The 12,863-nt window shown below is 43.3% G+C and carries 10 protein-coding genes; 9 read left to right on the forward strand and 1 reads right to left on the reverse strand.

Annotated elements, in window-relative coordinates; all coding sequences use genetic code 11:
• Positions 1-212 precede the first annotated feature (212 nt).
• The 4 genes from HXY43_RS13220 (at position 213) to HXY43_RS13235 (ending at position 5,879) form a co-directional block, all read left to right on the forward strand.
• Positions 213-1,367 carry an NAD-dependent epimerase/dehydratase family protein gene (locus HXY43_RS13220; RefSeq protein ID WP_290883671.1) on the forward strand — a complete coding sequence of 385 codons (1,155 nt, stop codon included), beginning with the start codon at positions 213-215 and terminating at the stop codon, positions 1,365-1,367.
• Positions 1,368-1,379: 12 nt separating this feature from the next.
• Positions 1,380-1,670: a hypothetical protein gene (locus HXY43_RS13225; protein ID WP_290883639.1), complete on the forward strand. Its 291-nt coding sequence runs from the start codon at positions 1,380-1,382 to the stop codon at positions 1,668-1,670.
• Between the two features lie 328 nt (positions 1,671-1,998).
• Positions 1,999-3,132, forward strand: a complete 1,134-nt coding sequence (locus HXY43_RS13230; RefSeq protein ID WP_290883640.1) for a glycosyltransferase family 1 protein — start codon at positions 1,999-2,001, stop codon at positions 3,130-3,132.
• 176 nt (positions 3,133-3,308) lie between these two features.
• A complete protein-coding gene (locus tag HXY43_RS13235) occupies positions 3,309-5,879 on the forward strand; it encodes an adenylate/guanylate cyclase domain-containing protein (RefSeq protein WP_290883641.1) in 2,571 nt (856 codons plus the stop codon).
• An 88-nt stretch (positions 5,880-5,967) separates the two neighbouring features.
• Here HXY43_RS13235 and HXY43_RS13240 read toward each other — a convergent pair whose 3' ends face one another.
• Positions 5,968-6,234, reverse strand: a complete 267-nt coding sequence (locus HXY43_RS13240) for a hypothetical protein (RefSeq protein WP_290883642.1) — start codon at positions 6,232-6,234, stop codon at positions 5,968-5,970.
• A gap of 385 nt (positions 6,235-6,619) precedes the next feature.
• On the opposite strand from HXY43_RS13240, the gene purC reads away from it, so the two are divergent.
• The 5 genes from purC (at position 6,620) to lpxA (ending at position 12,805) form a co-directional block, all read left to right on the forward strand.
• Positions 6,620-7,348: a phosphoribosylaminoimidazolesuccinocarboxamide synthase gene (purC, locus tag HXY43_RS13245; protein ID WP_290883643.1), complete on the forward strand. Its 729-nt coding sequence runs from the start codon at positions 6,620-6,622 to the stop codon at positions 7,346-7,348.
• A 203-nt stretch (positions 7,349-7,551) separates the two neighbouring features.
• Positions 7,552-10,044, forward strand: coding sequence for a BamA/TamA family outer membrane protein (locus HXY43_RS13250; RefSeq protein WP_290883644.1), 2,493 nt, complete (start codon positions 7,552-7,554; stop codon positions 10,042-10,044).
• A gap of 102 nt (positions 10,045-10,146) precedes the next feature.
• Complete coding sequence (gene lpxC, locus HXY43_RS13255; RefSeq protein WP_290883645.1) at positions 10,147-11,007, forward strand: UDP-3-O-acyl-N-acetylglucosamine deacetylase; 861 nt, start codon at positions 10,147-10,149, stop codon at positions 11,005-11,007.
• 223 nt (positions 11,008-11,230) lie between these two features.
• A complete protein-coding gene (gene fabZ, locus HXY43_RS13260; RefSeq protein ID WP_290883646.1) occupies positions 11,231-11,761 on the forward strand; it encodes a 3-hydroxyacyl-ACP dehydratase FabZ in 531 nt (176 codons plus the stop codon).
• 222 nt (positions 11,762-11,983) lie between these two features.
• Complete coding sequence (lpxA, locus tag HXY43_RS13265; protein WP_026733604.1) at positions 11,984-12,805, forward strand: acyl-ACP--UDP-N-acetylglucosamine O-acyltransferase; 822 nt, start codon at positions 11,984-11,986, stop codon at positions 12,803-12,805.
• The last annotated feature ends 58 nt before the right edge of the window (positions 12,806-12,863 follow it).

Raw genomic sequence — 12,863 nt, forward strand, 5'->3', positions numbered from 1 at the left:
CAAAGGAACTGGAGAAGTAAAAAGTAAAAAGGTAAAAGAAAAAATTCTTTCTTTTTACTTTTAGCTTTTAACCCTTCGCTGCGCCCCTTGGGCATGCTTTTGACTTATTTTTGCCCAATCCCCAATCCCCAATTCCCAATCCCCAATCTTCATGGTCAAGAGGTGACATAAACCTGATAGATTTAGCTATCAGCGAGTAAAAACTGGTGAAAATGAAAGTCCTGGTTATTGGTGGCGATGGCTATTGCGGTTGGGCAACCGCACTTTACCTTTCTAATCGAGGTTACGAAGTTGGCATTCTAGACAGTTTGGTGCGGCGACACTGGGATAACGAACTGGGTGTAGAAACTCTCACTCCAATTGCGCCAATTCAGCAACGCATCCAGCGCTGGCAAGATTTGACTGGTAAATCCATCGATCTGTTTGTTGGCGATATCACTAATTACGAGTTTCTCCAAAAAGCACTGCACCAATTTGAACCAAATGCTATTGTGCATTTTGGCGAACAGCGTTCAGCTCCATTTTCCATGATCGATCGCGAACACGCAGTGATGACGCAGGTCAATAACGTTGTCGGTACACTGAATTTGCTGTACGCGATGAAAGAAGATTTCCCAGATTGCCACTTGGTGAAGCTAGGAACAATGGGTGAATACGGTACACCCAACATAGATATAGAAGAAGGCTATATCACTATTGAACACAACGGGCGTAAAGATACCCTGCCTTATCCCAAGCAGCCTGGTTCAATGTATCACCTGAGCAAAGTCCACGACAGCCACAACATCCATTTTGCTTGTCGGATTTGGGGATTGCGGGCAACAGACTTAAATCAGGGTGTTGTTTACGGCGTCTTAACCGAAGAAACCGGAATGGACGAACTGTTAATTAACCGTCTTGATTACGATGGTGTGTTTGGAACGGCGTTGAACCGCTTCTGTATCCAAGCTGCCATTGGACACCCCCTGACAGTGTATGGTAAAGGCGGACAAACGCGTGGATTTTTAGATATTCGGGATACGGTGCGATGTATTGAATTAGCGATCGCCAACCCAGCCCAACCTGGCGAATTTCGCGTGTTTAACCAATTTACCGAACTATTTAGCGTTGGCGACTTGGCAATGATGGTGAAAAAAGCCGGAAATGCTATGGGACTGAATGTGGAAGTTAAGAATCTGGATAACCCCAGAATCGAAAAAGAAGAACATTACTTCAACGCCAAAAATACAAAACTGCTGGATCTGGGTTTACAGCCTCACTATCTCTCTGATTCCCTACTTGATTCTCTGTTGAACTTTGCGATCAAATATCAAAACCGAGTCGATAACAACCAAATTTTGCCGAAAGTGACTTGGCATCGTAAATAGCAAAGCATGAAGATGCGATCGCTTGTTCTGTTTGTGTTTGTTGTACTGCCCGGTGTGGCATTTAGTGGCGTTAGTATCTACTACCTACTTCCCGAATGGGCAGTACTAGATGCTGCTTACAAAAATTACCAGCAAGTAGCGAAGTCTCCATCTGCAACGATGCGTGACTTACTTGTTGCTGAAGCAGCAGAAAACAGACACAGAATAAATTGCTTTGCTGAAGGAGTCGGAGTGTTGTTAGGTGGGGTAATAACAGCCATTGGCATTCATGGAATTTGCACCCTACCTAACAGGACATCTTGATTTAAATGATACTTTCAACCTAGGGGAAACCTTGAACGAAGCTAACCACAGAACCTTATTTCAAGTAAATTGCTGGTCTAAAACTGAAAACTGGTTTTCAGATTCTCCCACTGTATGACGACCAGTAAACGTGTGATTATCGGGTGTATTGTCTGCCTAATGGTCATTTTGTTGCCACCAACGGCTATTCTGAGCAAAGAAGAATAGAGGACAAAGTGACTGTGCGGAATCGCTTGTAGCCCGCCAGACGGTTTACGCTGTGAATGATTCGTAAATTACTCAGACACTGGAATTATTTGAACACACTGCCTGTACTGAATAATATTTTATGAGGATTGCTTTATTCACCGAAACCTTTCTGCCCAAGGTTGACGGCATTGTAACGCGCTTGCGCCATACCATTGAACATTTACAACGCAGTGGCGATGAAGTACTAGTAATTTGTCCTGATGGTGGCATCAGTGAATACAAAGGAGCCACAATATATGGTATCTCCGGCTTTCCCTTGCCGCTGTATCCAGAGTTAAAAATGGCACTGCCCCGCCCAGCAATTGGTTACATTTTGGAACAGTTTCAGCCAGATATTATTCATGTAGTAAATCCAGCGGTTTTGGGATTGGCTGGTATATTCTATAGCAAAATACTCGATATTCCCTTGGTGGCTTCTTATCATACCCATTTGCCTCAATATCTCCAGCACTACGGTTTGGGAATGCTAGAAGGCTTGCTGTGGGAATTACTGAAAGCAGGTCACAATCAAGCAGCTTTAAATTTGTGTACCTCTACAGCGATGATGGAGGAACTAACAACACACGGCATTGAAAGAGTGAATTTGTGGCAACGGGGAGTCGATACAGAAACATTCCATCCTAGCTTAGCCAGTCAACAAATGCGATCGCGTTTATCGCAAAATCATCCAGATAGTCCACTGCTGCTTTACGTGGGGCGTCTTTCTGCCGAAAAAGAAATTGAGCGCATCAAACCAATATTAGAAGCTATTCCTGAAGCGAGACTGGCACTAGTGGGAGATGGCCCCCAGCGTCAAGCCTTAGAAAAGCATTTTGCTAATACAAACACTAATTTTGTTGGTTATTTGGTTGGTCAAGAATTAGCTTCGGCATTTGCTAGCGCTGATGCTTTTATCTTTCCTTCCCGTACAGAAACATTGGGGTTAGTATTGTTAGAAGCCATGGCCGCAGGGTGTCCGGTAGTAGCAGCGTGTTCTGGCGGCATTCCTGATATTGTAACCGATAGTGTAAATGGATACCTCTTTGATTTAAATGCAGGTGACGAGGGGGCGATCGCTGCTACGATTCGTTTGTTAGAGATGAAACAAGAACGAGAAACTATTCGTCAAAATGCCCGTCGAGAAGCAGAACGTTGGGGATGGGCAGCTGCCACTCGCCAATTGCAAGATTATTATCAGAAGGTCATCTACTCTGAATTACCGAAAGCAGCGTAATGTGATTTTGGATTTTTGATTTTTGATTGGTTAGTAGTTAGTAGTTAATAGTTTATGGTTTATGGCTCATAAATTTTTTATGAACTATTTATCACCGATCGCTAACTACTAACCACTAACCACTAACCAATCCCAACCTAAAATCTAAAATCTAAAATCTAAAATCTAAAATTACTATGACACTCCTAAATTCTGGTAGCGTCTTGGCTACATTAACTGAACTTACTCAAGTTAATCGTACCCACGCCTTACTGCGTCGTGTCAAAGACCTTTCTGTTAATGAATTTGTTTGCTTACTAGACTTTATTACTGCTGAATTCCAGCAATTTCTACGGGCAATTGAACTCATCAACAATGAAGCCCTAGAAACTATGTTGGAGAAGGTACTAGAGGCGATTACACTCAAAATTGGTCAAATTCTCCAAGCTGAACACACTACAATTTTCTTGGTAGACTACGACAAGGGTCAACTGTGGACAAAAATTCCTCAAGATAATACTCACAAACCTTTAGAAATTCGTATTCCCATTACCGTTGGCATTCCTGGTCATGTTGCCATAACAGGTCAATGTCTCAATATCTCTGAAACCTCTACTCACCCCCTTTTTAGTTCCGACCTGGAAAAACAAATGGGCTATAAGATTGATAATCTTTTATGTATGCCTGTTTTAAGCAGTAAAAACCAGGTCGTAGCAGTAGTACAACTGGCTAATAAAGCTGGAAATGTTCCCTTTGATTGTGAAGATGAAGAGCGATTTCGCAACTTTGCCTCTGCTATCGGTATTATCTTAGAAAGCTGTCAATCTTTTTATGTGGCAGCCCGCAATCAGCGGGGTGCAACTGCTCTTTTGCGGGCAACTCAAACACTAGGGCAAAGTCTTGATTTAGAAGCGACTTTACAAATAGTCATGGAACAAGCGCGGATTTTAATGCAAGCAGACCGCAGCACGCTATTTTTGTATCGTAAAGAAATGGGAGAACTTTGGACAAAAGTAGCAGCAGCGGATGGTAAAACATTGATGGAAATCCGTATTCCCGCCAACCGTGGGATTGTTGGCTATGTGGCTTCTACTGGTGAAGCGCTGAATATTCCTGACGCTTACAAAGACCCCCGTTTTGACCCCACTACAGATAAAAAGACGGGGTATATAACTCGCAATATCCTGTGTTTGCCAGTGTTCAATTCTGCTAATGAATTGATAGGTGTGACACAGTTAATTAATAAGCAACAAGGCTGTTTTACTACTTCTGATGAAGAGTTTATGCGGGCTTTTAACATTCAAGCAGGAATTGCTTTAGAAAATGCCCGTTTATTTGAAAATGTATTATTAGAAAAACAGTATCAAAAAGACATTTTGCAAAGCCTTTCAGATGCCGTAATTTCTACAGATATGGACGGTCGGATTGTAACTATAAATGATGCGGCACTGGAATTGCTTGGTTGTTCTTTAACGGATATAAATGCCAAACAAAATAAACATTTATGGGAAAAAAATTTAATTGGTCGCCTTGTCTGGGAGGTTGTACCAATTGATAATTTAAAAATGCGACTGCAAGATAGTCTAAAAACGGGGGCAAGACATTATGTACCAGAGCAAAATTTGACGGTGGGGTTATATTTAAATACCGCAGATGACACACTTGCCCAGGATACAGGAACTTACATTTTGGCAATCCGCGATCGCACTCAAGCGAATATTTTTATTCCTTGGAACCAACCTCTCACTCCCCAGTTCAAGTTATTGAGTGCTGATAACGTTAATAAAATTGAACGCAGCATCAATCTTACCGTTAACCCTTTAACTAACCCAGAAGGTGGGGTACGCGGCGGTTTAGTCGTTTTAGAAGACATCAGTCAGGAAAAGCGGATGAAAAATACGATGTACCGCTACCTGACTCCCCGTGTTGCCGAAGAAGTAATGGCATTGGGGGAAGACGCCTTAATGGTAGGTGAACGCAAGGAAGTAACCATCTTGTTCTCTGACATTCGAGGTTACACTACTCTTACAGAAAATCTCGGTGCCGCTGAGGTGGTATCGCTGCTGAATCAGTATTTTGAGACGATGGTAGAAGCTGTATTTAACCATGAAGGCACTCTCGACAAGTTTATTGGCGATGCCTTAATGGCAGTGTTTGGCGCGCCACTACCGCTAATGGAAAACCATGCTTGGAAGGCGGTGCAAGCAGCATTAGAAATGCGGCAACGCCTTGAAGAGTTTAACCGACGGCGAGTTATCCAAGAGCAACCAAAAATTTATATCGGTATTGGCATTAGTTCGGGAGAAGTAGTCTCTGGCAATATTGGCTCTCACAAACGCATGGACTATACAGTTATTGGCGATGGCGTCAATTTAAGTTCGCGTTTGGAAGCAGTGACCAAAGAATATGGTTGTGATATTATATTAAGTGAATTTACTTACAATTTATGCCGCGATCGCATTTGGGTGCGCGAGTTAGACAAAATCCGCGTCAAAGGAAAACACCAGGCGGTAAATATCTACGAGTTAATTAGCGATCACACCACACCCCTAGACACCAGTACCCAAGAATTTTTGTGCCATTACCATGACGGACGTGATGCCTATTTGAGCCGTAACTTTGAGCGGGCGATCGCCTGCTTTGAAACGGCAAAAAAAATTCGGCCTGCGGATCAAGCCGTCGATATCCACTTAGAACGTGCCCGCACTTACCTTCAACAAACTCTGCCAAACTCTTGGGATGGCGTTTGGACAATGATGAACAAGTAAATTACTAGACAAAAAGTATTACTCGTAAAGGTTCGGAAATAGGGAATGGCGAATAACCACTAACCAATGACCAATGACTATTGACTGATTATTCTTCTGGCTTGTCTTCATCGTCCATACGGAAAGGGTTTTCGCCAATTCTCAGTTCTTTTTTCGATTGCTTCAAACTTTTCCAAAGTTCTTTGATTTGCTCGTAAGCCTCTTGAGGTGGGATTTTTCCAGATGTCTCTAAGTTGCAGATATAGCTGACTTTTTGGGCAAATTCCTGCAAATTAGCGTTGAACAATAAGTTCTCTGGCTTTACCTGACCGTAGTAGCGACTCCGAGGATAAAGAAAATCATCTTTGTTAACCATTTTTCTATTTACTTTCACCTCCTTTTGTTTTTAATCTCAAACCGAATAAATAGCAATAATAATTTAAGGTTCTGGGCAGCTAACTGCCTATCATTGAAAACTTTAGTTAAATTTTGATCGTAATTTAAATTGATCTAAAATTGTGAGCTTTTGTATAAAAAAATACATTAAAATCTGTTATTCTATTTAATTCCAAGTAATTACTGTTGCAGGAAAAATAAAAAATATACCTTGATAGTAGTTATCCAGAACTACCTGTGCATCTATCAGTGGTCAACAGTCTGACTGAGTTACTTCACTGATGACTAATAGCTAAAGACAAAAGATAAAATGGTTAAGCCTGAAGCATAGAAGCTGGCAATAGCCCATAACTTTAACTCCTACCATGTCTGTCCCCACCAAGCTATACGAAGGCAAAGCCAAAATTATTTACCCTACAGATGACCCAGAAATCTTACTGGCTGTTTTTAAAGATGATGCAACAGCATTTAACGCTCAAAAACGCGGTAGTATCCAAGAGAAAGGAAGAATAAACAACAGCATTTCCAGTAAATTATTCCAAGAATTGGAAGCACGTGGGATCAAAACCCACTTTATTGACAGTCCTGCTGCAAATCAAATGCGGATCAGAGCAGTGAAAATTTTGCCATTGGAAGTAGTTGTCAGGAACATTGCTGCTGGCAGTCTTTGTCAACAAACAGGATTACCACTAGGAACTGTGCTAAAGATGCCTTTAGTAGAGTTTTATTACAAAAACGACCAATTGGGAGATCCTCTGCTAACACGCGATCGCTTGCTATTGATGGAACTAGCGACTCCGGAACAAGTTGACAGTATTACCCATCTAGCATTGAAAATCAACGATTTTCTGAAGGAATTTTTCCAGAGGTGCAACATTACCCTAGTGGACTTCAAACTAGAATTTGGTTTGGATTCACAACAACAGTTGTTACTAGCAGATGAAATTAGCCCAGATACCTGTCGTTTATGGGATATCAGTGCAGGGGACGATCCTAATCTTCGTGTGCTAGACAAAGACCGCTTCCGCCGGGACTTAGGAAATGTAGAGGACGCCTATCAGGAGGTTTTGAAAAGAGTACTAAATCAATTATGAATTATGAATAATGAATTATGAAATTTTCAGAATTCATTATTCATGATTCTCATCTAGTCTCCAGTCTCTTTAGTAAAGGCTTTTGCAAATTTATTTCTTAACTGGAAAGGCAAAAGCACTAAATTATTTTTTACTTTTACCCTGTGACTGAAAGCTTACTTTATTTTTCATGGTGTGTGTAAGTGAAGAACAATCAAAATAAAATGCGCTTATCCCCCGTTGTGATGACAGTGATGGCGATCGCTGCTCCATTAAGCTGTTCGATCCATGCAAATGCACAAACTGCGAATAATTCCAAAAAAACAGCAGAAGTTTTAACACCAGTAACAAATCAAGAACAGGAAGTTGTTGCTGGATTCCCAACTACAGAAACGACCTCAGGGGTAATCATACCGACATTCGATCGCTCAAACAGTACACAAACTGCTCAAGATTCAAAACAAACTACAGCAGTTACAACATCAGCGACAGACCAACAAAATGAAGTTGTTGCTGTATTTCCAACAGCAGAAAAGAGATCGGGGGTAATAATACCGACATCCGATCGCTCAAATAGTATACAAACTGCTCAAAATCCAAAACAAACTACAGCAGTCGCAACATCAGCAACAAATCAACAACAAAAAATTGTCACTGAACCAGGTGCATCAGCATTAAAGACAACACCAAAGAGCATAACACCAACCTCGACAAATCCAACAACTGCACAAAGTCCTGGCATAACTTCCCCTACAAATACTCCGCCTTCTCCAACTCAACAACCACCAACCACCAACCAACAACCACCAACCACAAACCAACAACCACCAACCACAAACCAACAACCACCAACCACCAACCAACAACCACCAGCAGAGGCTGAACCTCGTGTGCTGGTATCGGAAGTTTTAATTAAAACTGAGAAGGGACAGCCTTTACCACCGCAACTGGAAAACGATGTTTACGCCGCAATTCGTACCCAGCCGGGGCGGACGACAACGCGATCGCAACTACAACAAGATATTAATGCCGTCTTTACCACTGGCTTTTTCTCTAATGTTCAGGCAGTGCCAGAAGATACACCATTAGGGGTACGGGTGACTTTCTTAGTTCAGCTTAACCCAGTTCTGAATCAGGTAAGAATTGACGCCAATCCTAGTACCGGCGTTCCCTCGGTATTACCTCCAAATATTCCAAATCAAATTTTTAAGAACCAGTACGGTAGAATCCTTAACTTGCGGGAGTTGCAACAAAGCATTCAACAGTTACTCAAATGGTATCAAGACCAAGGTTACGTTTTAGCGCAGGTAGTTGGAGCGCCGCAGGTATCTGAAAACGGAGTCGTCACCCTGAGTGTAGCGGAGGGGGTAGTGGAAGATATTAACGTCAGATATCGCACTAAAGAAGGTCAGGAGACTGACAAAGAAGGACGACCAATCAGGGGAAGGACGCAACCATATATCATTACACGAGAACTGCAATTAAAGCCCAAACAGGTATTCAACCGCAACATTGTGCAAAGAGACTTGCAGCGGGTATACGGACTGGGACTATTTGAGGACGTAAATGTTTCTCTTGACCCCGGTACTGACCCTAGGCAAGTGAATGTGGTTGTCAATGTTGTTGAGCGTAGTAGCGGTTCTATTGCAGCAGGGGCGGGTATTAGTTCTGCTAGTGGACTGTTTGGCACTATCAGCTATCAAGAGCAAAACCTGAACGGAAGAAACCAAAAACTGGGTGCCGAGTTAGAGGTAGGTCAACGGGAATTGCTGTTTGATGTTCGGTTTACCGATCCTTGGATAGCTGGAGACCCTTACCGAACTTCCTACACAGCAAATCTTTTCCGTAGTCGTTCGATTTCTTTGATTTATGAAGGGGAAGATGATAACATCGAAACCTTTAAAGAAGGTGAGGACGATGGCGATACCCCCCGTATTTTACGTCTAGGTGGTGGCATCAACTTTAGCCGTCCTTTGTCCAAAAATCCTTATGAGCGTGCAGAATGGACAGCTTCAGCCGGTGTAAGATATCAACGAGTTTCCACTCGTGATTCTGATGGCGACATTAGAAAGCAAGCAACAATATTCGAGAACGATCAACCCACAGAAATAATCGACCTGACCGAATCTGGAACTGGTCAAGATGACTTGCTGACATTACAACTAGCCGCAGTACGTGACAAACGCAACAATGCTTTGCAACCAACCAGTGGTTCTTTCTTCCGCCTAGGATTAGACCAGTCCGTACCTGTAGGACTAGGGAACATTTTGATGAGCAAGATTCGGGGTAGCTATAGTTACTATATTCCTGTAAAATTCACCAACTTTAATGAAGGACCGCAAACTCTTGCTTTTAACATCCAAGGCGGAACCATACTTGGTGACGTGCCTTCCTACGAAGCGTTTACTCTGGGTGGTAGCAACTCCGTCCGGGGCTACGAAGAAGGTGCTTTAGCCAGTAGCAGCAGTTTCTTGCAAGCTTCTGTAGAGTATCGCTTTCCTGTTTTCTCTGTAGTCAGCGGCGCACTATTTTTTGATGCTGCTACTGACCTCGGAACAGAAACCAAAGCAGGTGATTTGTTGAATAAAAGCGGTAGTGGCTACGGCTACGGTCTGGGTGTACGGGTACAGTCCCCACTAGGCCCCATCCGCATTGACTACGGTTTCAACGATGAAGGAGACAGTCGCATTAATTTTGGTATTGGCGAAAGATTTTAAGTAGTCAAGAGTCCAGAGTCAATAGTCCAAAGTCCAAAGCTGAGTGTTTGACTATTGATCCTTGACTGTTGACCCTTGACTGTTGACCCTTGACTTAATTTTATGCAACAAACTCTCGCAACTGAAATTACCCAAACAGGAGTGGGATTGCATAGCGGTGCAAGTACTCAGGTGCGGATACTACCAGCAGAAGCAGGCAGTGGACGTTACTTTGTACGAGTAGATTTACCCAACACTCCGATAATTCCAGCACAAGTAACGGCGGTTAGTCAGACTGTTCTCTCTACTCAGTTAGGGAAAACAGAGGCAAGTGTCCGAACTGTGGAGCATTTGTTAGCAGCCCTAGCAGGTATGGGTGTAGATAACGTCCGGATTGAAATCGACGGCCCAGAAGTACCGCTTTTGGACGGTTCAGCAAAAGTGTGGACAGAAAGCATAGCTCAAGTGGGTTTAGTCTCACAAACCCTAACCATAGAAAATGCGCCTCAGCCCATAAATGAGCCAATATGGGTGCGTCAGGAGGATGCTTTTGTTTGCGCCCTACCTGCACCAGCAACCCGCTTTACCTATGGCATTGATTTCGAGCTACCTGCTATTAGTAACCAATGGCACAGTTGGTCTCCGCCTACCGACCCAGGGAATACTGATGCGAGCTTTGCAGCAGAAATTGCCCCCGCCCGTACCTTTGGTTTGTTACATCAAATTGAATACCTACAAAAATCCGGGTTAATCAAAGGTGGAAGCTTAGAAAATGCTCTCGTATGCGGGCCTGATGGCTGGCTAAATCCACCATTAAGATTTGCAAATGAGCCAGTACGTCATAAAATTTTGGATCTAGTAGGAGACTTAAGTTTATTGGGGACTTTCCCCTGCGCTCACTTCTTGGCTTATAAAGCCAGCCACAATTTACACGTTCAACTGGCGCAAAAAATTTGGGATTTGCGACCGGGGAGTGGTAAGTAGTTATTTGGATAGTAGTTAGTAGTTAGTGGTTAGTAGTGAGCCAGCGCGCACTTATAGGGGGTTCCCCCATGAGCGACTGGCGTAGACGCCCATCAGGGCGGCTTCTCGTAGAGTACCCGTAGGGTTAGTGGTAGTTTTACAATCCACTACTAAACAATCTCTAATACTAAACTATTCAGTCTCTTGCAAGTCAAACCAAAACTTAAAATCAACAACACCATCAATGTCAACTGTCACCGAAGTAAATTCTACCGATAGTTCCACACCAGCAGCTACTCAGGAGCAATTAGATAATTCCACTACGACTCCATCTGAAACAAAAACCATTTTCACAATAGAAGAAATTCAGAAACTTCTACCGCACCGCTACCCCTTCGCACTAGTAGACCGGATTATTGACTACGTACCTGGGAAACGAGCTGTTGGCATCAAAAATGTCACGATTAACGAACCCCATTTTCAAGGACATTTTCCAGGACGTCCGATTATGCCAGGTGTGCTGATTGTAGAAGCAATGGCACAAGTTGGTGGTGTCGTGATGACACAAGCGGCAGAATTGGAAGGTGGACTCTTCCTATTTGCTGGTATAGATAAAGTCCGCTTTCGTCGCCAAGTTGTTCCCGGAGATCAACTAGTGATGACAGTGGAACTGTTATGGGTGAAACAACGTCGTTTCGGTAAAATGCAAGCTCGTGCCGAAGTTGACGGTCAGCTCGCTGCTGAAGGCGAACTAATGTTTTCCCTTGTAAACTAAAAATTTACTCTAGTAGTAGAGGTACGGCCGTGACGTGCCTTCACTAAATCCTGTTCCAGGATATCTGTAACAGCAACAAGCCATAACTGTATGGTCTGATTTCTAGATTTTTGCCGCCCTCACACCAAAGTAGCTTACCCGATACTTTCGGCTACAGAATTCAGATGCGCTACGGCGCGTCTCTACAAGACTCAGCACGCTTACTGTTCTGGAGATGCATCCTTGAAGACGCTTATTCATCCAACTGCTGTAATTCATCCTAACGCGGAGCTGCACCCGACAGTACAAGTCGGTGCCTATGCTGTGATTGGAGGGCATGTGAAAGTCGGTCCCGAAACCGTAATTGGCGCTCATGCAGTGCTAGATGGACCTGTAGAAATTGGGGCACGAAATCAGATTTTTACAGGAGCCGCTATTGGCTTGGAACCCCAAGATTTAAAATATGCTGGCGAATTGAGCTGGGTTAAGATTGGCGATGATAACTTAATTAGAGAATACGTTACAATTAATCGAGCTACTGGTACAGGTGGAGAGACTCGCATCGGCAATAGCAACCTACTGATGGCTTATGTCCATGTGGGGCATAACTGTGTAATTGAAGACTCAGTAGTGATTGCCAACTCAGTAGCACTGGCGGGTCATGTTCACATCGAATCCCGTGCCAGACTAAGTGGGGTTTTGGGTGTTCATCAATTCGTGCATATAGGTAAGCACTCAATGATAGGGGGTATGGCACGTATTGACCGGGATGTACCGCCTTATATGACGGTAGAAGGAAATCCAGCACGGATACGAACACTTAATCTTATCGGACTCAAACGCGCTGGTTTTTCAGCTACTGACTTACAAACCTTGAAAAAAGCTTTCCGTATTCTCTATCGTTCTGACTTAATTTTCAAGGATGCCTTGGAACAACTAGAACTTTTGGGAGATACGGAACATTTACAGCATCTGCGTCGCTTCCTCCTACTTTCTCAAATGCCGGGAAGACGTGGCTTAATTCCTGGAAAAGGGAAAGCAGCTAGTAAGGATGATGAATCTTGACAATAAGGGATTAGGGACTAGGGACTGGGGACTGGGGCAAGGGGCAATGGGCATCGGT

The organism is Fischerella sp., assembly GCF_013388695.1.
GTDB lineage: Bacteria > Cyanobacteriota > Cyanobacteriia > Cyanobacteriales > Nostocaceae > PCC9605.

Bases quoted from the DNA above. Each gene is read 5' to 3' on its own strand.
- HXY43_RS13220 (WP_290883671.1), top strand. From the start codon at position 213: ATGAAAGTCCTGGTTATTGGTGGCGATGGCTATTGCGGTTGGGCAACC.
- HXY43_RS13225 (WP_290883639.1), top strand. From the start codon at position 1,380: ATGCGATCGCTTGTTCTGTTTGTGTTTGTTGTACTGCCCGGTGTGGCA.
- HXY43_RS13230 (WP_290883640.1), top strand. From the start codon at position 1,999: ATGAGGATTGCTTTATTCACCGAAACCTTTCTGCCCAAGGTTGACGGC.
- HXY43_RS13235 (WP_290883641.1), top strand. From the start codon at position 3,309: ATGACACTCCTAAATTCTGGTAGCGTCTTGGCTACATTAACTGAACTT.
- HXY43_RS13240 (WP_290883642.1), bottom strand. From the start codon at position 6,234: ATGGTTAACAAAGATGATTTTCTTTATCCTCGGAGTCGCTACTACGGT.
- purC (WP_290883643.1), top strand. From the start codon at position 6,620: ATGTCTGTCCCCACCAAGCTATACGAAGGCAAAGCCAAAATTATTTAC.
- HXY43_RS13250 (WP_290883644.1), top strand. From the start codon at position 7,552: ATGCGCTTATCCCCCGTTGTGATGACAGTGATGGCGATCGCTGCTCCA.
- lpxC (WP_290883645.1), top strand. From the start codon at position 10,147: ATGCAACAAACTCTCGCAACTGAAATTACCCAAACAGGAGTGGGATTG.
- fabZ (WP_290883646.1), top strand. From the start codon at position 11,231: ATGTCAACTGTCACCGAAGTAAATTCTACCGATAGTTCCACACCAGCA.